The organism is Vibrio sp. 10N.247.310.17, assembly GCF_041466605.1.
In the GTDB taxonomy this organism is placed as follows: Bacteria; Pseudomonadota; Gammaproteobacteria; order Enterobacterales; family Vibrionaceae; genus Vibrio; species Vibrio tasmaniensis_A.
Genome location: NZ_JBFSTC010000042.1, coordinates 1 through 18,819, shown reverse-complemented (window position 1 = coordinate 18,819; position 18,819 = coordinate 1). Strand labels below are relative to the sequence as shown.

The window sequence follows — 18,819 nt, the reverse complement described above, 5'->3', positions numbered from 1 at the left end:
GAGCTATTTGTGGACAGCACAAAAGTACAAGAACTATTAGCAGAGGCTCTGAACCTTCAAGAAATTATCGTGAAGGGTGAAGGCAGTCATTACGAAGTTGTTGCGGTTGATCCATGTTTTGACGGCATGAATCGAGTTAAGAAGCAGCAACTAATCTACGGCCCACTAATGGAATACATTCAACGCAATGATATCCATGCTCTTTCTATTAAGGCTTTCACGCCAGAAGAGTGGGAACGTGATAAGAAACTGATGTCACTTTAAGGTTTATGATGGAAAAGTTTCGAGTTATTGGATCGGATAAGCCGCTAAGCGGTGAAGTGACGATCTCAGGCGCAAAAAATGCAGCCCTACCAATCCTATTTGCTTCAATTCTAGCTGAAGAGCCGGTTGAAGTGAGTAATGTTCCTCACCTACGTGACATCGATACTACGATGGAATTGCTTAAGCGTTTAGGCGCAAAAGTATCACGCAACGGTAGTGTTCATGTTGATGGCAGTGAAATTAATGAATTTTGTGCACCTTACGATTTAGTAAAAACAATGCGCGCTTCTATCTGGGCTTTAGGTCCTTTAGTCGCTCGTTTTGGTGAAGGCCAAGTGTCACTTCCGGGCGGTTGTGCAATTGGTGCTCGACCTGTTGATTTACATATCCATGGCCTAGAGCAACTAGGTGCGACCATTGTATTGGAAGATGGTTATGTGAAAGCAAGTGTTGACGGCCGTTTGAAAGGCGCGCACATCGTGATGGATAAAGTAAGTGTGGGTGCCACCATTACTATCATGTGTGCAGCAACATTGGCTGAAGGTACAACTGTATTAGATAACTCAGCGCGAGAGCCTGAGATTGTTGATACGGCTGATTTCCTAAACAAACTGGGTGCTAAGATTTCTGGCGCAGGTACAGACACGATCACTATCGAAGGCGTTGAGCGTCTTGGTGGTGGCCAACACTCTGTGGTTGCTGACCGTATTGAAACGGGTACGTTCTTGGTTGCTGCGGCAGTGTCTGGCGGTAAAGTCGTTTGTCGTAACACTAACGCTCATCTTCTTGAAGCTGCATTAGCGAAGCTTGAAGAAGCGGGTGCGAAGGTTGAAACAGGCGAAGACTGGATCAGCCTTGATATGACAGATCGTGAGCTCAAAGCGGTGAAAATCGTAACAGCACCTCACCCAGGTTTCCCAACCGACATGCAAGCGCAATTTACTCTGCTTAACATGATGGCGAAGGGCAGTGGTGTTATCACTGAGACTATCTTTGAAAACCGCTTTATGCACATCCCTGAATTACAGCGAATGGGCGCAAAAGCCGAGATCGAAGGCAACACGGCTATTTGTGGTGAAACCAAAAAATTGAGCGGCGCTCAAGTAATGGCAACGGACCTTCGCGCATCTGCGAGTCTTGTTATTGCTGGCTGTATTGCTCAAGGTGAAACCATTGTTGACCGTATTTATCACATCGATCGTGGCTACGATAAGATTGAAGATAAATTGTCAGCCTTAGGCGCAAACATTACACGGTTTAGCGAGTCGAACTAACTTAGGTTAGTGAGTTCATGAATCAGTAAGATGAAAACATAAAAGTCGGAACCTTGGTTTCGGCTTTTTTATAGTTGTATTTACCGCCAGTGAATCTGCTGCCTGTTTTGTGCAAATAGATGAATCAACTTGGCGGTTGTGAGGAACAAAATGATAGCAATATTACGTATTTTCGCAGTGGCGATATTTGCGATTCTTATGTTTGTATTTGGGTGTGGTTACTGTTTACTCAGCCCACGCAACCCGAAACACGTATTTACCTTTGGTCGTTATTTCGGTCGCATGTCGAAAATCTTTGGTATGAAGTTAGAGCTTCGTATCCCGGAAGATGCTTACTCTCGTGGACAACATGTTTACGTTGCAAACCACCAAAACAGCTGGGATCTATTCACGATTTCATCAGCGGTAACACCTAAGGTTGTGACTGTTGGTAAGAAGAGCTTAGCGTGGATGCCTCTTTTTGGTCAGCTGTATTGGCTGACGGGTAATATCCTAATCGACCGAGCTAACCGCAGCAAAGCGGTAGGTACGATTGACCAAGTGGTTACTAGCCTTAAAGAGAGTGATGTTTCAGTATGGATGTTCCCTGAGGGGACTCGTTCTCGTGGTCGTGGTTTGTTACCATTCAAAACGGGTGCTTTCCATGCTGCGATTGGCGCTGGCTTACCTATTATCCCTATCGTGTGTAGCTCAACAGGTGGCGTGAAGCTGAACCGTTGGAACAATGGTCATGTGATTGTTGAAATGCTGCCACCAATCAGCACTGAAGATTACGATAAGTCTAATGTTCGTCAACTGGCTAACCTAGCTCGTGAGCAGATGGCTGCGAAGCTTGAAGAGTTAGACAAAGAAGTGGTTGAGCTTAATAAGAAGTAATCATCTAAGCGAAACGATGAACAATAAAAAAGGTTGCCAAGTGGGCAACCTTTTTTTGTATCTGATAAACGCTCAGCTTTATGCCAATTTGTTTACTAGAAACCGTTTATTCTAGATATTAAAACCTATTTGCGAACCGCAATAGCTTCGATCTCGATACCTACATCTTTTGGCAGACGCGCTACTTCAACACATGAACGTGCAGGGTAGTTTGCAACACCGTGCTCATCAAAGAATTTACCGTAAACTTCATTTACTGTACCGAAGTCGTTTAGGTCTTTAACGAATACCGTTAGTTTTACGATGTCTTTTACAGTCAGGCCAGAAGCTTCAACAACCGCTTGAACGTTGTCTAGAGATTGGCGAGCTTGCACTGCGATATCAGCAGATACTTCACCAGTTGCTGGGTTTACTGGGATTTGACCAGAAGTCAGAACCATATTGCCAAGGTCAACACCTTGTACGTATGGGCCGATTGCAGCTGGAGCAGATTCTGTGTGAAGTACTTTAGTCATTGGTTATTCCATCAGTTATTGGATAAAAAGCGATTTTTAGTGTGCCTTCAAACTTAGGATAGGTAAAGAGCAAAATACCCCGCACAGGCGAGGTATTGAATAGTTTTTGCGTTCGATCGGCGTTGCCGTATGACGTTATCTTTCTGTTACGATCTCACGAGAGAAGACTTTTTCGCAGTATTTACACTTCAATCGAATATCTTCTTTCTTTTCAAAGATCTTAAAGCTGCTTTCAACGGGTTCATTGTGAGTAATACAGTTGGTGTTTGGACACTCGAACACATCGTTGATTTGCTCAGGAAGTTCTAGTGGTAGCTTCTTAACTACTTCGTAATCTTCGATTTGGTTTACGGTCGCGTGAGGCGCGTAAAGTGCTAACTTGCTCGCCTGTTCTTCAGTGATAAACACATTCTCTATCTTGAGCAGGTCTTTACCGCCTAGAGCAGAGGATGGCAGGTTTAGGCCAATCGTTACTCGCTGATTAGAGTTATGCATGTCGAACAGTTTGAGTACCTTGATCCCGATGTTGGCTGGGATATGGTCGATAACCGTTCCGTTCTTGATTGCTTCAACTTTTAATTGAGTCTCTTTAGACATGATATCTCTCCTCTACAGCGTTTCGTTAAGAACAAGGGCTAACAATGCTTCACGTGCGTAAACACCGTTCTCAGCTTGCTGGAAGTAGTAAGCGTAAGGTGTTTTATCGACATCGACAGTAATTTCATCAACACGAGGAAGAGGGTGAAGAACCTTTAGGTTATCACGTGCATTTTCCAACATCGGAGCTGTCAGGATGTACGCTGATTTGATGTGTGCGTATTCCGATTCATCAAAACGTTCTTTTTGAACTCGAGTCATGTACAGAACATCCAACTCTGGAATCACATCTTCCATGTCTGTTAGCAGTTGGTACTTGATGCCCGCTTCATCAAGCTCTTCACAAATGTAGTCAGGCATCGCCAGTGCTTCTGGAGCAACGAAGTAGAAACAGATGTTGTCGAACTTCGCTAGTGCTTGAGTTAGCGAGTGAACTGTACGGCCGTACTTAAGGTCACCAACGAATGCAACGTTAAGGTTGTCGAGGCGGCCTTGAGTTTCGGCGATAGAGAACAGGTCTAATAACGTTTGTGTTGGGTGTTGGTTTGCTCCGTCGCCCGCGTTAATAACAGGTACACCATTAGAGAACTCAGAAGCTAGACGCGCTGCGCCTTCTTGAGGATGACGCATTACGTAAGCATCAACGTATGAAGAGATAACCTGTACCGAGTCTGCTAGCGTTTCGCCTTTCTTCGCCAGTGAGGTGTTACCACCACTGTCGAAACCAATCACATCACCACCGATGCGTTGAATAGCCGTTTCAAAAGAGAGACGAGTTCGCGTTGAAGGTTCGAAGAAGCAGCTGGCAACAACTTTGTTCTTGATGAGTTCTGGGTTTGGTTCAGCCTTTAGCTGACCTGCCGTTTGAACAATTAATTCTAGCTCTTCACGAGAAAGCTCTGGAATTGAGATGATGTGCTTTTGATAGAGCGAATTCGCCATGATCTTCTTCCCCACAATAATGTATTGGCCATAAAAAAGCCCCCCATAATGGGAGGCTTTAAAAAAGTGCTGAAAAGCAGAATAGACGGCCTGGCAAGCATGCTAGCTTGCGAGCAATATTTGGTGTTTTCACAATTTTATTATGTGTTTTCACAATATCATTATGTTTTATCACAACATTGCTTGGCGTCATTTTCACTACTCTCAGACAAATTGCCGAGAATTATACGCTTTCAATTTGTGAGCGCAAGCGATTACATCAAGCTTTTGTTTACTTTCATTATTCTCTATTGGCCAAGTGTCGCGACCATTACTGCTTTGATGGTGTGCATGCGATTCTCTGCTTCATCAAATACAATTGAGTAGTCGGACTCAAATACTTCGTCTGTTACTTCCAAACCGTTCATTCCATATTTGTCTGCGACTTGCTGGCCGATCACGGTTTCATTGTTGTGGAAAGCTGGCAGGCAATGCATGAACTTCACTTGTGGGTTACCTGTGAGCTTTATGACATCCATATTCACTTGGTAAGGTGTCATTACAGCAACACGTTCGTCCCAAGCTTCTGGCGCTTCACCCATAGAAACCCAAACATCGGTATAAAGGAAATCACAGCCTTTCACACCTTCGGCAACGTCTTCTGTCAGCGTGATTTTTGCACCTGTACTTTGCGCGATAGCTTGGCACTCTTCGACAAGGTGCTCTTCTGGCCAAAATGCTTTTGGCGCGACAAGGCGAATATCCATGCCCATTTTCGCGGCACCCACTAACAGAGAGTTACCCATGTTATTACGTGCATCACCAAGGTAAGCAAAGCTGATTTGGTGCAGATGTTTACCACGACCATGCTCAAGCATAGTGAGGAAATCAGCCAAGATCTGAGTAGGGTGGAACTCATCGGTTAAGCCATTCCAAACCGGTACACCAGCATAAGCGCCTAGGTCTTCGACAATGCTTTGGCCAAACCCTCGGTATTCAATGCCATCGTACATACGCCCTAATACACGCGCGGTATCTTTCATTGATTCTTTCTGACCAATCTGAGAACCAGAAGGGCCTAAATAAGAGACTTGAGCGCCTTGATCAAAAGCAGCTACCTCAAAAGCACATCGAGTTCGAGTGGATGCTTTTTCAAAGATCAAAGCGATGTTTTTACCGTTAAGCTTTTTCTGCTCTGTACCTGCATACTTAGCTTTTTTAAGGTCGGCAGACAGGTCGAGTAAAAACTGAATCTCTTTAGGAGTAAAGTCGAGAAGTTTTAGAAAGTTACGATTGCGAAGATTAAATGCCATCTCTCGCTCCTTGGGTATATAGAATCAATGAAGAACTTAGTTAAACATAAAAATGCTATATTTGTGAATATTTATTTTATTAATTTGATAAAAAAGGCCAGTACAATGGTACTGGCCTAGATAAGTTATGTGTTCGCTTTACTGAACTACTTGAGTTAAATACCGTCTCTTTCGATAGGACAGCTCATGCAACGAGCGCCACCACGACCGCGACCTAGCTCATTGCCAGGAATCGTTAGAACTTCGATACCTGCTTTGTCGTATTTCTCATTGGTGTAAACATTACGCTCATAACCGATAACCGTACCCGGTTTCACTGTCAGTACGTTGTTAGCGTCATTCCACTGTTCACGTTCAGCTTCGTAGTTATCACCACCAGTTGTGATGATCTTCAGTTGATCGAGGTCCAGTGCGCCTTCAATCGCTGTTAGGTAGTTTTCAGCTTTCTCTACTCGCATTTCGCCATTTTCTTTTGGCGTTAAGCGCCAAGTATCTAGGTCTTTACGAACGATCTCTGGATAGACAGAGAATGTGTCGATATCCATGTGCGTCATGACCGTATCAAGGTGCATACAAGAGCGGTGCTTCGGTAAATCAATCGCAATCACTTCTTTAGCTTGACCGGACTTGAATAAACTCGCAGCTAGGTTTTCGACACCTTGTGGCTTGGTACGCTCTGAAATACCGATAAGAACAGCGCCTTTACCGATAACCAGTACATCTCCACCTTCAATATTGGCGTTGTCGTAATGAAGATCTTCATCACCGAAGTACTTAATGAAATCTTGCCCTGCGAATACAGGGTGCCAGCGATATATTGCTCGCAAGTGATTCGTTTCTCGTTGACGAGCAGGCATCATCATAGGGTTAAGAGAGACACCGCCATAAACCCAGCAAGAAGTATCGCGGGTAAATAGATGGTTAGGTAGCGGCTCAATAACGAAATCAAGTGGGCGGTGCATCTTCGGTAGCATTGAAGAAGATTTAATAGGAAGCTCAGAGTAGGCTAAACCACCAAGTAGGATCGTAGCCAAGTGCTCATTATCCATTTGAGCAAGGTACTCTCTTAAATCACGTGCGAATGTAGGGCCGTAACGGAAATCAGAGATTTGAGTATTAAGCAGCCACTCACGAGCTTGTGCTACAGCGAGTGTCTCAACCAGTAGGTCATGCAGTAATAACACTTCAACGTCTTGGTTACGAAGTGTTGTCGCAAAGGCATCGTGTTCTTCACCTGCTGCTTCTACTGCAAGTACATCATCAAAGAGTAGCTCATGACAGTTAGAAGGGGTGAGGTGGGTGAGTGCCCTTTCAGGCCTATTTAGGAGAACTCGTCTTAATTGACCGACTTCGGAGCCAACGTACAGCTTACTCATTTTGCATCCTTACTATTAATCCAGCGTCTATTTATGACAAGCTTGTTCGTAATATGCAAGTTTTGAAACTTGTGTAAAGGTTGTGTTATTTTGATATTTTTGGTTTTAAATGCTGAGTTGTATGGGATTGTTAATATTAAAACCCAACCGAAAGGCTGAGTTCTGGAACAAACTTTTTGCGGATCTATGCTCTAATTTCAGTGATTTGAGAATCCACTTTGCTTGGTGAACGTGATTTTTCATTCAAAATTTATGCAGTTACTTACTTATAAGTGAGGTTTTATGCATCGATGAAGTGATCGGCAGTATGCATCTGATATGACTAACCACTCAATTTTGAAGGAGTAAGGCTAAAAGTAACAATAAAAATGAAATGCTAAAACACACGATGGTTAATAATATGTTGAAAATTTGTTTCTGTGATTTTGATTTCACTTTTTAATTGATATCCCTTCTGTTATCTAGCGATAAACTTGCTCTTCTACACCTGATCTAGGTGGCTTTTCTAGACGATCCGTGCCATATTTCGTGGCAATCAAATTTGATCTTTTCATAGTCAACACTCTGGAGCAGACACATGTCTCACGAAGATGAATATCTATCAGTAGCGGAATTAATTGAATTTCAAAAAGGAGAGACTCGCGACATCATTGAAGCACTAATCGAAGATGGTAGCGATCCTGAAGCTCTATACGATATCGAGCATCACCTATTCGCTGAAGATTTCGCAGTACTTGAGAAAGCCGTTGTTGAAGCATTCAAAATGGGCTTTGAAGTGCTTGAAGCTGAAGAGACAGAAGACGAAGATGGCAACAAGCTACTTTGTTGTGATGCAACGATGCAGTGTACTCTGAACGCAGAAGCGATTGATGAGCAAGTTGAGAAGCTTGTAAATCTTGCAGAGAAATTTGACATTATCTACGACGGTTGGGGCACTTACTACGAAGGTGAAGATGCTATCTACCCTGACGAAGATGATGAAGGCGAAGAGTAATCTCTCCCTCTTTTAAAGAATGCCAGCCTTGAGCTGGCATTTTTTTGTCCTCAGAAAAATAAATGTCTTTATATGCATTTATTCATTATAATGCGGTCAAAATTGATCTAGCTCAAGGAATGACATGCGGCTACCTCTCGATGGTCTTTGGCAAATTTCGCCACTGACGGATCTCTCTATCCCACAAGATGACATTACCTTTCCTGCTCCATTAAGCTCAAAGCTCCCTAGTAGCTTGAGTGAACAGGAAATCGCAGAGCAAGAATGGCACCTGATGCATGACATCGAAGTGGATGATGCCATGTTGGCGTGCCCATTTGTTGAGCTAGTCGTCGCAGGCGTTGACTACTTTGCAGAAGTGCGACTCAATGGCGTTGCCGTGTTTGATTGCGATGGTAGCCAAGCTGAATATCGCAAAGACATCCGCCCTTATATGCAGTCTGGCCGAAACCGTTTTGAGATCCTTTTCCTTGAAGAAGAAGAGAGCCTGCTGCTTGAAGAGGATATGGATGATTCTGTATCTTCACAGGTTGTCGCTAAATCTGATTCGCGCATCGGGATTTGGCAAGCGCCATACCTGCAGTTCGTTCGAAACGTCAAACTAGAGCAAGTTGTCACAGAGCAGATCTGGCACCATGGCGGTGGCTGTGAGTTCAAAGTAGATGTTATCTATCAAACGCTAAAGCCGGGGTTAATATCGGCATCCATCAAGTTTAATGGCATGACACTCGTAATGCCGATAGATGTGCGCGCAGAGCATACCGGCGTTGTGTTTCAGGTGGAGGCTCCCATGGTATTTAACCTTGAGAAGCCCAACCCTAAGCATCTATATCAATTAGAAGTGGTACTTGATGGGCAAGAAGAGAGTTCTTTCGTAGCCTTGAATCCAGCCTCTTGCGTGAGTAACTTTTTGCGTAACTAGCGGTTATTCAATTAGCCCGTTACGTAATGAATCAATTTGCTCACTCGCTTGTCATCTAATGAACTGCCGACGATCACCCTATTTCAAAAACACATTATAGCGTTTTGGCCATGACAACCTCACAAGCGTCATGGCCTGTTTCTCCCCAAGCTGAATCAAGGTGTTCAAAGCCCAATTTTTCGTAAAGTTTAACGGCGGCATTAAGGCATTCGGTCGTTTCCAGATACATATGTTGATAACCCAGTTCCTTAGCTTTCTCCATCGACATATTAACCAACTTCTTCGCTAAGCCTTTGCCTCTGGTTTCTGGTAAGAAGTACATTTTTTGCAGTTCGCAGACTTCAGGCATACCTGCTAATGGTGCAAATCCACCACCACCACCAACCTTTCCATCAAGTTCAATCACCCAATACTGAGATCTTTCATTGTTATAAACACTGAACATGTCTTCTAAGGTGGGATCAGCCACACCATAACCTTTATCTTCAGTTAGCCCGTTTTCATAAGAGACTTGGCGAATCACATTGGCCACTACGGTGTTGTCTTGCTGTTGTAGGGGGCGAACCACCACATCGATTGAAGCGTGGCTTTGTTGCAGTGCTTTAAGGTAGTGCTCGATTCCCCCCGAAACTTGTTGAGTTTCCGCTTCCGTTAAACGCTCAAGTACCGAGTCATAAAATTGATTTTGTTGATTGTGAAGTTTGGCAAGAGTGTTTATCCCTTGCTCTGTTACTGATGCTACAACACTACGCTTATCGTTGGGGTGTGGTGAGGTTTGAATTAACGAGTTCTTCGCTAGATTGTTGACTGCTCTACTGGCGTTGGATTTATCAATATTGAGCTTATCCGCTAATTGGTTCACGGTTAATGGCTGCTGTTCTAGTTCAATCAGTGTATGAGCTTGAATCGGAGGTAGGGCAATAACACCACAATCTTTGTCGAGCATTCCAAGCTGTCGAACGAGTTGACGTGATAATTCTCTAAGTTGTGCTGAAGTCATGTTGCCTCTCAATATAGTTGCGATGTACAACTGTAATTTAATTGCGAATCGCAACCATGTCAACAGTAAACTGTTTAGGTTAAGCATGTTGGTGCAAACAAAACTGTGGTTGTGCTGCTTTGCTTTCTGCTTTTCGTAACCACACCTTCTCATGGAAATAGTAAGCCACAGTATTCAAAGCGGGTTCTAACGTTGCCATCACACCACCAACAAAGGCGTCGCCAGTCAATAAATAGACAACGGTAAAGGCAACACTAAAGTGGATAGTAGCGAAGCTTGCTGTTTTTAACTTTGTCATCCACTGACGAGCTTTAAGCGCTGGAACTTGAGCCCACGCCTTTTCATGAAAATAGAAGGCGACGGTATTCACAGAAGGCTCAATCATAGCGATTAAGCTACCAATTAAGATGTCGCCAGTTAGTACGTAAGCGACACTAAATGCGATAGTAAAATGTAATGCAGCAAAGGTTAGTGTCTTTTTCATGATAATTACTCAGTCGTTGTGTTGTTTCGATAGAACTATTATTGAGAATTATTATCATTAAATCTAACGGGAAGTTAAGATTGTTTTGATAGGCAAAAGCTATCAATAAGCTGGAGTGAGGTTGATTGGACTGGAACTTAGGGCACAAAAAAAGGCTGACCATGAAGGCCAACCTTTTTGTCTAGAGCGGGAGGTTCGAAACCTCCTCGTTCATTCAGTTTTAAAGAGCAGCGATTGTCGCTTTTTGCTCTTCTAGCTTAACAAGAGTTTCTTGGTAGCCTTCAAGCTTTTCACGCTCTTTCGCGATAACCGCTTCTGGTGCTTTAGCAACAAAACCTTCGTTACCTAGCTTACCTTCGATACGCTTAATCTCACCGTGAGTCTTCGCTACTTCTTTATCTAGACGAGCAAGCTCAGCATCTTTGTCGATAAGACCCGCCATTGGGATCATCAGCTCAGATTTGCCAACAAGTTTAGTTGCACAAGCTGGAGTCGCTTCGCCGTCTGCTAGAACTTTAATATCGTCTAGCTTAGCTAGAGAAGTAAGAACGATCTTATTTGCTTCGATACGAGCTGCATCTTTCTCATCAGCGACTTTGATCATTACTTCTAAGCCTTGGCTTGGTGCAATGTCGTATTCCGCACGTAGGTTACGGATAGCTGTGATGAAAGTTTTAACCCATTCGATGTCGTCAACGATCTCAGCATTGAAGTTAGCTTCATTAAACTGAGGAAGCGCTTGAGTCATGATGGTCTCGCCTTCAACGCCGTCTACTAGCGGCTTAACGCTTTGCCAGATAGATTCAGTGATGTAAGGAAGAACAGGGTGAGCAAGACGCAGAGTCTTCTCTAGAACCGTGATAAGCGTGTAACGAGTCGCTTGTTGTTGAGCTTCAGTACCCTTCCAAAGAACAGGTTTAGTTAGCTCTAGGTACCAGTCACAGAATTGGTTCCAGATGAATTCGTAAAGCGTGTTTGCTGCCATGTCTAGACGGTAGTTGTCTAGATGAGCGTTAAATTCTTTCGCTGCAACTTCAAACTGAGATTCAATCCACTTGTCTGCTAGAGAGAATTCCATGTTTGCACGGTCTTCAACAGACAGTGACATGCCACAATCGTGCTCTTCTGTGTTCATCAGTACGTAACGGCTTGCGTTCCATAGCTTGTTACAGAAGTTACGGTAACCTTCAAGACGCTTCATGTCCCAGTTGATGTCACGGCCAGTTGAAGCCATAGCAGCAAGAGTGAAACGCAGTGCATCAGTACCGTATGGTTCGATACCATCTTCGAAAGTCTTACGTGTTGCTTTTTCGATCTTAGCAGCCAGTTTAGGTTGCATCATGTTGCCACAACGCTTTTCTACTAGCTCTTCAAGGCCGATGCCGTCAATCATATCGATAGGGTCAAGTACGTTACCTTTCGATTTAGACATCTTGTCGCCGTTTTCATCACGGATAAGGCCCGTCATGTAAACTGTTTTGAAAGGTACTTGAGCCTTGCCGTCTTCGTCTTTCACGAAGTGCATGGTCATCATGATCATACGAGCAACCCAGAAGAAGATAATATCAAAACCAGATACTAGTACTTCTGATGGGTGGAATGTTTTCATTGCTTCAGTATCTTCAGGCCAGCCTTGTGTGCCGAACGTCCAAAGTGCAGAAGAGAACCATGTATCAAGAACGTCGTTGTCTTGCTTAAGAACAATTACCGGTGAAAGGTTGTTCTTTTCACGAACTTCTTCTTCAGTGCGACCTACGTAAACTTTACCATCGTTGTCGTACCATGCTGGGATACGGTGGCCCCACCAAAGTTGACGAGAGATACACCAGTCTTGCACGTCACGCATCCACGCGAAGTACATGTTTTCGTACTGCTTAGGTACGAATTGGATCTCACCATCTTCAACGGCTTTAACAGCAGGAGCAGCAAGAGGCGCTGTGCGCACGTACCATTGGTCCGTCAGCATTGGTTCGATAACCACACCACCACGGTCACCGTAAGGAACGGTTAGGTCGTGATCTTTGATTTCTTCAAGTAGGCCTAGCTCTTCAAATTCAGCAACCGTTGCACGACGAGCGGCAAAACGCTCCATACCTTGGTATTTAGCTGGAAGATCTGTTGAGTACACATCGCTTTCTTCACCGTTCGTTGTGAAGATTTCTGCCGTGTCACGGATATCACCGTTGAACGTTAGGATGTTGATCATTGGTAGGCTATGGCGCTTGCCCACTTCGTAATCGTTAAAGTCATGAGCTGGCGTGATTTTCACACAACCCGTGCCTTTATCCATGTCAGCGTGCTCATCACCTACGATAGGGATAAGACGATTTACGATAGGAAGCAGGATTTCTTTGCCGATAAGATCTTTGTAGCGAGGATCTTCAGGGTTAACTGCAACGCCTGTATCACCAAGCATGGTTTCAGGACGTGTAGTCGCAACGACAATGTAGTCTTTGCCATCAGCGGTTTTAACACCATTCGCTAGTGGGTAGCGGAAGTGCCACATGAAACCTTTTTTGTCTTTGTTTTCAACTTCAAGATCAGAAATTGCAGTGTGCAGTTTAGGATCCCAGTTTACTAGGCGCTTACCACGGTAGATTAGGTCTTCTTCGTATAGACGAACAAACACTTCTTGAGTCGCAGCTGATAGACCATCATCCATAGTGAATCGCTCACGATCCCAGTCTACAGATGCACCAAGACGACGAAGTTGTTGAGTGATCGTGCCACCTGATTCGCCTTTCCATTCCCAGATCTTGTCGATGAAAGCTTCACGACCGTAATCGTGTTTTGTTTTGCCTTCTTCAGCTGCAATCTTACGCTCAACAACCATTTGAGTTGCGATACCAGCGTGGTCAGTACCCACTTGCCAAAGCGTGTTTTTGCCTTTCATACGTTGAGCACGGATAAGCGTATCCATGATCGTATCTTGGAACGCGTGACCCATGTGTAGGCTACCAGTGACGTTCGGTGGCGGGATCATGATGCTGTAAGCTTCTTTTGATGTGTCACCGTGTGGCTTAAAGTAGCCTTTCTCTTCCCAAGTCTTATACAGAGCTTGTTCGATTGATGTTGGGTTGTATGTCTTTTCCATAGTGCTCTTATAACGGATACTGTGAATGGTTAATCGTGGTCAAACTTCATAAGTGAAGCTTCTTGAATCTAAATCCAAAGATAGCTTTAACTATGAGGTTTGACTATGGATGTTGAATCTCGATAGTTTGTAGCTGATATCCAGCCTGACGGTAAATTTTATACCTTTCTCGAGCGAGTTGCTTAGCTTTTTCTTCGCAAGGAACGAAGTCTATCACCTGAGCAAAGGCGTTCGCAAAGGTTGTATGATTATCGGCCAGATTTATTACCAATTGGCGGTTCCAATTAGGTTTGACTCCTTGATGGCCTATCTCAATATTCGTTGAATATTTTGGACCTTCGCCAACCAAGTTGTGCGCTATAAATTCAGTAGGCTCTACCTGCCAAAAAACTTCAGCGATACGCTCAGCATGAACTTTATCGTTACAGTTGAGATAAAGTTTAGCGCCTTGTTTTGCAAAATGCTGAGCAAGAAACAACACGTAGTGAGCAAAACCCTCTTCGCCGGCTTGTGGGCTGTCTGAAGACACAATATAAAATGTGGCAGTCTGCATACTGAATACTCGAACTTGGAATCGTGGAAACCAATCATACTTGGTCAACAGGAGCTAGCAAATAACGCTTATTAAAAAAGGGCCCGTAGGCCCTTTCTATTATTTTGAAGATTGCTCTTCAGTCTCATGGCCGCTGCGGTTCAATAAGAATTGGACAAGCATTGAGACAGGACGACCTGTCGAGCCTTTCGCTGCGCCTGACTTCCAAGCTGTACCGGCACTGTCAATGTGTGCCCAGTGGTACTTTTTAGCAAATTTAGATAAGAAACATGCTGCTGTGATTGTACCAGCAGGTCGGCCACCGATATTTGCCATATCTGCAAATGGACTCGTTAGTTGCTCATGGTATTCATCGGCCATTGGCATGCGCCATGCTCTGTCACTTGCTTGCTCAGAAGCATTCACTAACTCGTGAGATAGTGGGTTGTGATTAGACAGTACAGCACTGATGTGGTGACCTAACGCCATCAGACACGCGCCAGTGAGTGTTGCTACATCGACAACACAGTCTGGTTCAAAGCGTTCAACGTAAGTAAGCGCATCACATAGAACCAAGCGACCTTCAGCATCCGTGTTTAACACTTCAACTGTTTGGCCTGACATGGTCGTTAGGATATCACCTGGGCGGTAAGCATTGCTGCCTGGCATGTTTTCACAACCTGCTAGGATACCAACTACATTAATCGGTAGGTTCAGTTTAGCTAGTGCCTTCATTGTACCGAATACAGAAGCCGCACCACACATGTCGTACTTCATCTCATCCATGCCTTCACCAGGCTTAAGCGAAATACCGCCTGAATCGAAAGTAAGACCTTTACCGACTAGAACAATCGGTTTTGCATCTGGGTCAGCAGCACCTTTATATTCCATGATAGACATCATAGATTCGTTCTTAGAACCACGGCCTACCGCTAAGTATGAAGTCATACCCAGCTTTTCCATCTCTTCTTCGCCAATGATCTTCGTTTTCACTGTCTCGTAATCATCGGCCAAGCGACGAGCTTGAGAAGCAAGGTAAGCAGGATTTGCGATGTTAGGTGGCATGTTGCCTAGATCTTTAGACGCTTTCACACCTGAAGCAATCGCAAGACCGTGAGAGATTGCTTTCTCACCAAGGCTTAATTCACGACGAGTTGGTACGTTGAATACCAGTTTACGTAGTGGACGACGAGTCTCTGGTTTATTACTCTTGAATTGATCAAAAGTGTAAAGGCCATCTTTAGTCGCTTCTACTGCTTGGCGAACTTTCCAGTAAGTATCACGACCTTTAACGTGCAGTTCAGTCAGGAAACATACTGCTTCCATAGAACCCGTTTCGTTTAGTGTGCTGATGGTTTTTTGGATAATTTCTTTATATTGACGCTCGCCTAGCTCACGTTCTTTACCGCAGCCTACAAGCAGAACACGTTCTGAAAGTACACCAGGTACTTGATGCAGTAGTAGCATCTGGCCAGGTTTACCCTCTAGATCACCGCGACGAAGCAGTGAACTAATATAGCCATCGCTAATCTTATCTAACTGCTCGGCTACTGGAGAAAGGCGGCGCGGTTCGAATACACCGACAACGATACATGCGCTGCGCTGTTTCTCTGGGCTGCCACTTTTTACACTGAACTCCATGCGTACTCCTACATCCTGAAGACAAATCGAACTAAATGTTGGATAATGGGTTCTTACTTGTTGGATCCTACAATGGAACTGACCTTAAAGAAGAACGTTAACACTTAGCTAAAAATTTAAAAAATAAAAGGTTCAACGGGAAATTATAGTGATTCAATCAAAAAAACAAGTTTTGTATAGGTAATTTGAGCGTGATTATTGTTAGATATTTGATCCGAGAGACAATCAAGAGCCAATTTGCGATATTTTTTGTTCTCTTTCTCGTGTTTCTCAGCCAAAAGTTCATCAGTGTTTTAGCCGACGCCTCTGATGGTGATATTCCAGCAAGCCTTGTATTATCGATCGTGGGTCTAAATATGCCAGCGATGGGGCTCTTGATGCTTCCACTTAGTATCTATATTGGCATTTTGCTGACTTTTGGCCGCCTTTATGCCGAAAGTGAGATTGTGGTGATGAATGCTACGGGTATTGGCAATAAATTCCTCATCCAATCAGCACTTTATCTGGCGTTGATTACCGCAACTGTCGCTGCTTTTAACTCCTTTTGGCTGTCTCCGTGGTCACAAGATAAAGTAGAACAAATGTATGAGGAAGTGGCTGCAGAGAACAGCGTCGATTTACTACCCAAAGGCAAATTTGCAAGGACTCCCGATGGTTCTTCAGTTGTGTTTATAGAGGGTATCGATGGTAATCAATTAGACAATGTGTTCGTTTCTCAAATGCGACCTCGTGACTCAGTGCTTCCTAGTGTGATGTTCTCTAAGTCGGGAGACGTAAAAGAATTGAGCGATGGCCGCCAAGTTATTGTGATGTACGATGGTACTCGTCATGAAGGAGTGCCTTCTCGCCTTGATTATAGAGTGACGCACTTTGAAGAGTATGAAGGCTTAATTGGTCAGCGTGAAGTAGAAAAGAAAGGTCGAGAGTGGGAAGCGATTCCAACTATTGATCTTATTGGAAATCAAGATAATCGTGCCAAGGCTGAGTTGCAGTGGCGCATGTCACTGGTGTTGTGTATCCCATTGTTGACTATGCTCGTTGTACCGCTGTCAGCAGTTAATCCACGACAAGGTCGTTTTGCAAAAATAGGTCCGGCAATCCTGATTTATTTGACTTACTTCTTGGCAATCAGTGCAACCAAATCTTCAATTGAAGAAGGGGACATTCCTGCTGCAATAGGCATGTGGCCAATCAATGCATTATTATTGTTTGTCGCGATTGGTGCCAACTTTATGGATAGTGTGCCTGTTAGGCGTTTGAAAGAAAAATTCAAGAATAAGAGGTTGGCTTAAGCCGTGTTTAAGATTCTCGATTTATATATAGGCAGAACCATCATCGCGACCACGTCACTGGTATTGGTGACGTTTGTCGGTCTCTCTGGAATTATCAAGTACGTTGAGCAATTGCGGAAGGTAGGTCGTGGTACATACGATCTATTACAAGCGTTGTATTTCGTTTTATTGAGTATTCCTCGTGATATCGAAATGTTCTTCCCAATGGCGGCATTGCTTGGTGCATTGATTGGGCTTGGTATGCTTGCTGCGAGTTCTGAGCTTGTGGTTATGCAAGCCGCGGGTTTCTCTAAGTTAGATATTGGTTTATCGGTACTTAAGACTGCGATTCCGTTAATGGTGATAGTGACATTGCTTGGGCAGTGGGGAGCTCCGCAAGCGCAGAAGATGGCTCGTGATTTAAGAACCATCTCGGTTGCTGGTGGTAGTATTATTTCTACTCAAAGCGGTGTTTGGGCTCGAGATGCCAACGACTTCATTTTCATTGTTAAAATAGACGATGATAAGCTCTATGGTTTGAACATGTGGCGCTATGATGAGAACAAGGCTCTGAAAACGGCCATATATTCAAAAGAAGTCGATTACGTTGGAAACAACGTTTGGACAATGCGCGATGTTGAGGTCACCTCTTTTGAGAATGATATTCAGGTCACTAAAGAGAGTTTACCGACTTTTTCTTGGGAAACATCGTTAGCTCCAGACAAACTCGCGATAGTGACGGTGAAACCGGAGGAGCTGTCGTTAAGTGGGCTGTATGACTATGTTTCTTATCTCAAAGCATCAGAACAAGATGCAGCACGTTATGAGCTAGCATTGTGGCGAAAGATAACTCAACCTATTTCGATAGCGGTCATGATGTTGATGGCATTGTCGTTTATCTTTGGTCCTTTACGTAGCGTGACCATGGGAGCAAGGATTCTCTCTGGTGTGATTGCTGGTTTTACTTTCTATATATCCAGCGAGTTCTTTGGGCCAATCAGCTTGGTTTACCAAATACCACCTGCTTTTGGTGCGATAGCCCCTAGCGTGGTGTTCTTCGGAATTGCCATTATGCTTTTGAGGCGGAAACTATAAATAGAAGAAAGGAAGGCATTGCGCCTTCCTTTTTTGATCTTGCTTTAAGTTCGCTTAATTGCGTTATTGTGCTTTTGGCAACACAACGACTTCGGTCTTTGCCCAGATATCGTGAAAGCCACGTTTCTGAGGATCGAATGGAACACATAAGTTTGCAAGTCCAAACCCCGATGTACCTAAACGTATTAGCGCTTGAGTTATTGTGATCGCAGAGCCATCTTTGTTTTGAACTCGTAGCTTCCAAGCTCTCATCCCCAGAGTTTGACCTGCTCTGGTCCAGAAGAAGACAAAGAAGTAAATCCAAACGACGACCAAGTAAAAAGTATACGCAGGGCTCCAAATCGGATGATTAGTCAAGAAGTCACTGACATCGGCATACCCGCTATGGTTAAAAATACCAAGAGCCATGAGTGCGTGCAGTAGAGCAACAATGATGCCGGCAGCCATCATTTCAATAGCGATTACAATGAGTGCGTCATAGAACAAGGCACCAAATCGGCGCATTACCCCAGCTGGTGGCAGAGTGTTTGTTGATGTCATGGTGTTATTACTTCTTTAAAAATTGAGGCGTCAGAATATAGTTTAAGGCTTGGCCTGAAAAGAGACATGACGCACAGCTTATGACTTAGTGGCGAAATTATCGGCAAACA

General features: G+C 44.0%; 18 protein-coding genes. 7 read left to right on the top strand and 11 right to left on the bottom strand.

Features of this window, described 5'->3' with window-relative positions:
• The first annotated feature begins 9 nt into the window (after positions 1–9).
• From ibaG to AB6D80_RS13020, 3 genes are all read left to right on the top strand, one after another.
• A complete protein-coding gene (gene ibaG, locus AB6D80_RS13030; protein ID WP_004738686.1) occupies positions 10–264 on the top strand; it encodes a BolA family iron metabolism protein IbaG in 255 nt (84 codons plus the stop codon).
• A gap of 8 nt (positions 265–272) precedes the next feature.
• The gene (murA, locus tag AB6D80_RS13025) at positions 273–1,538 is read left to right on the top strand and encodes a UDP-N-acetylglucosamine 1-carboxyvinyltransferase (protein WP_029223045.1); all 1,266 of its coding nucleotides are present in this window, start codon (positions 273–275) and stop codon (positions 1,536–1,538) included.
• Between the two features lie 150 nt (positions 1,539–1,688).
• Complete coding sequence (locus AB6D80_RS13020; RefSeq protein ID WP_004735318.1) at positions 1,689–2,414, top strand: 1-acylglycerol-3-phosphate O-acyltransferase; 726 nt, start codon at positions 1,689–1,691, stop codon at positions 2,412–2,414.
• Between the two features lie 125 nt (positions 2,415–2,539).
• Here AB6D80_RS13020 and AB6D80_RS13015 read toward each other — a convergent pair whose 3' ends face one another.
• From AB6D80_RS13015 to arcA, 5 genes are all read right to left on the bottom strand, one after another.
• A complete protein-coding gene (locus tag AB6D80_RS13015) occupies positions 2,540–2,929 on the bottom strand; it encodes a RidA family protein (protein ID WP_009847729.1) in 390 nt (129 codons plus the stop codon).
• A gap of 135 nt (positions 2,930–3,064) precedes the next feature.
• Positions 3,065–3,526, bottom strand: a complete 462-nt coding sequence (pyrI, locus tag AB6D80_RS13010) for an aspartate carbamoyltransferase regulatory subunit (RefSeq protein ID WP_004735320.1) — start codon at positions 3,524–3,526, stop codon at positions 3,065–3,067.
• Positions 3,527–3,538: 12 nt separating this feature from the next.
• The gene (pyrB, locus tag AB6D80_RS13005) at positions 3,539–4,468 is read right to left on the bottom strand and encodes an aspartate carbamoyltransferase (protein ID WP_004735321.1); all 930 of its coding nucleotides are present in this window, start codon (positions 4,466–4,468) and stop codon (positions 3,539–3,541) included.
• 287 nt (positions 4,469–4,755) lie between these two features.
• A complete protein-coding gene (locus AB6D80_RS13000; RefSeq protein WP_004735322.1) occupies positions 4,756–5,760 on the bottom strand; it encodes an ornithine carbamoyltransferase in 1,005 nt (334 codons plus the stop codon).
• A gap of 155 nt (positions 5,761–5,915) precedes the next feature.
• On the bottom strand, positions 5,916–7,136 hold the full coding sequence (gene arcA / locus AB6D80_RS12995) for an arginine deiminase (RefSeq protein WP_009847726.1): 1,221 nt from the start codon (positions 7,134–7,136) through the stop codon (positions 5,916–5,918).
• A gap of 577 nt (positions 7,137–7,713) precedes the next feature.
• On the opposite strand from arcA, the gene rraB reads away from it, so the two are divergent.
• The gene (rraB, locus tag AB6D80_RS12990) at positions 7,714–8,130 is read left to right on the top strand and encodes a ribonuclease E inhibitor RraB (protein ID WP_017103686.1); all 417 of its coding nucleotides are present in this window, start codon (positions 7,714–7,716) and stop codon (positions 8,128–8,130) included.
• Positions 8,131–8,254: 124 nt separating this feature from the next.
• Positions 8,255–9,052: a glycosyl hydrolase 2 galactose-binding domain-containing protein gene (locus tag AB6D80_RS12985; protein WP_017103685.1), complete on the top strand. Its 798-nt coding sequence runs from the start codon at positions 8,255–8,257 to the stop codon at positions 9,050–9,052.
• Positions 9,053–9,146: 94 nt separating this feature from the next.
• On the opposite strand, the gene AB6D80_RS12980 is transcribed toward AB6D80_RS12985, so the two are convergent.
• The 5 genes from AB6D80_RS12980 to pepA form a co-directional block, all read right to left on the bottom strand.
• The gene (locus tag AB6D80_RS12980; RefSeq protein WP_372188691.1) at positions 9,147–10,052 is read right to left on the bottom strand and encodes a GNAT family N-acetyltransferase; all 906 of its coding nucleotides are present in this window, start codon (positions 10,050–10,052) and stop codon (positions 9,147–9,149) included.
• A gap of 79 nt (positions 10,053–10,131) precedes the next feature.
• Positions 10,132–10,536 carry a DUF2061 domain-containing protein gene (locus AB6D80_RS12975; RefSeq protein WP_017103683.1) on the bottom strand — a complete coding sequence of 135 codons (405 nt, stop codon included), beginning with the start codon at positions 10,534–10,536 and terminating at the stop codon, positions 10,132–10,134.
• 220 nt (positions 10,537–10,756) lie between these two features.
• Positions 10,757–13,630 carry a valine--tRNA ligase gene (locus AB6D80_RS12970; RefSeq protein ID WP_372188690.1) on the bottom strand — a complete coding sequence of 958 codons (2,874 nt, stop codon included), beginning with the start codon at positions 13,628–13,630 and terminating at the stop codon, positions 10,757–10,759.
• A 103-nt stretch (positions 13,631–13,733) separates the two neighbouring features.
• Complete coding sequence (locus AB6D80_RS12965; RefSeq protein WP_009847719.1) at positions 13,734–14,183, bottom strand: DNA polymerase III subunit chi; 450 nt, start codon at positions 14,181–14,183, stop codon at positions 13,734–13,736.
• Between the two features lie 99 nt (positions 14,184–14,282).
• Positions 14,283–15,803 (bottom strand): leucyl aminopeptidase, encoded by a 1,521-nt coding sequence (gene pepA, locus AB6D80_RS12960; RefSeq protein ID WP_372188687.1) that lies wholly within the window; start codon positions 15,801–15,803, stop codon positions 14,283–14,285.
• A 191-nt stretch (positions 15,804–15,994) separates the two neighbouring features.
• Here pepA and lptF point away from each other — a divergent pair, with 191 nt between their 5' ends.
• Both lptF and lptG read left to right on the top strand, forming a co-directional pair.
• A complete protein-coding gene (gene lptF, locus AB6D80_RS12955) occupies positions 15,995–17,095 on the top strand; it encodes an LPS export ABC transporter permease LptF (protein ID WP_009847716.1) in 1,101 nt (366 codons plus the stop codon).
• A 3-nt stretch (positions 17,096–17,098) separates the two neighbouring features.
• On the top strand, positions 17,099–18,169 hold the full coding sequence (lptG, locus tag AB6D80_RS12950) for an LPS export ABC transporter permease LptG (RefSeq protein ID WP_017097528.1): 1,071 nt from the start codon (positions 17,099–17,101) through the stop codon (positions 18,167–18,169).
• A 63-nt stretch (positions 18,170–18,232) separates the two neighbouring features.
• Here the strand turns inward: lptG and AB6D80_RS12945 are convergent, their stop codons facing one another.
• Positions 18,233–18,709: an RDD family protein gene (locus AB6D80_RS12945; protein ID WP_371695542.1), complete on the bottom strand. Its 477-nt coding sequence runs from the start codon at positions 18,707–18,709 to the stop codon at positions 18,233–18,235.
• Positions 18,710–18,819: the final 110 nt, after the last annotated feature.

Excerpts from the sequence above, each read along its gene's own strand:
- AB6D80_RS12975 (WP_017103683.1), bottom strand. The coding sequence starts at position 10,536 with ATGAAAAAGACACTAACCTTTGCTGCATTACATTTTACTATCGCATTT.
- rraB (WP_017103686.1), top strand. The coding sequence starts at position 7,714 with ATGTCTCACGAAGATGAATATCTATCAGTAGCGGAATTAATTGAATTT.
- pyrB (WP_004735321.1), bottom strand. The coding sequence starts at position 4,468 with ATGGCGAATTCGCTCTATCAAAAGCACATCATCTCAATTCCAGAGCTT.
- AB6D80_RS12970 (WP_372188690.1), bottom strand. The coding sequence starts at position 13,630 with ATGGAAAAGACATACAACCCAACATCAATCGAACAAGCTCTGTATAAG.
- AB6D80_RS12980 (WP_372188691.1), bottom strand. The coding sequence starts at position 10,052 with ATGACTTCAGCACAACTTAGAGAATTATCACGTCAACTCGTTCGACAG.
- murA (WP_029223045.1), top strand. The coding sequence starts at position 273 with ATGGAAAAGTTTCGAGTTATTGGATCGGATAAGCCGCTAAGCGGTGAA.
- AB6D80_RS12945 (WP_371695542.1), bottom strand. The coding sequence starts at position 18,709 with ATGACATCAACAAACACTCTGCCACCAGCTGGGGTAATGCGCCGATTT.
- pepA (WP_372188687.1), bottom strand. The coding sequence starts at position 15,803 with ATGGAGTTCAGTGTAAAAAGTGGCAGCCCAGAGAAACAGCGCAGCGCA.
- AB6D80_RS12985 (WP_017103685.1), top strand. The coding sequence starts at position 8,255 with ATGCGGCTACCTCTCGATGGTCTTTGGCAAATTTCGCCACTGACGGAT.
- AB6D80_RS13020 (WP_004735318.1), top strand. The coding sequence starts at position 1,689 with ATGATAGCAATATTACGTATTTTCGCAGTGGCGATATTTGCGATTCTT.
- AB6D80_RS12965 (WP_009847719.1), bottom strand. The coding sequence starts at position 14,183 with ATGCAGACTGCCACATTTTATATTGTGTCTTCAGACAGCCCACAAGCC.
- arcA (WP_009847726.1), bottom strand. The coding sequence starts at position 7,136 with ATGAGTAAGCTGTACGTTGGCTCCGAAGTCGGTCAATTAAGACGAGTT.
- AB6D80_RS13000 (WP_004735322.1), bottom strand. The coding sequence starts at position 5,760 with ATGGCATTTAATCTTCGCAATCGTAACTTTCTAAAACTTCTCGACTTT.
- AB6D80_RS13015 (WP_009847729.1), bottom strand. The coding sequence starts at position 2,929 with ATGACTAAAGTACTTCACACAGAATCTGCTCCAGCTGCAATCGGCCCA.
- pyrI (WP_004735320.1), bottom strand. The coding sequence starts at position 3,526 with ATGTCTAAAGAGACTCAATTAAAAGTTGAAGCAATCAAGAACGGAACG.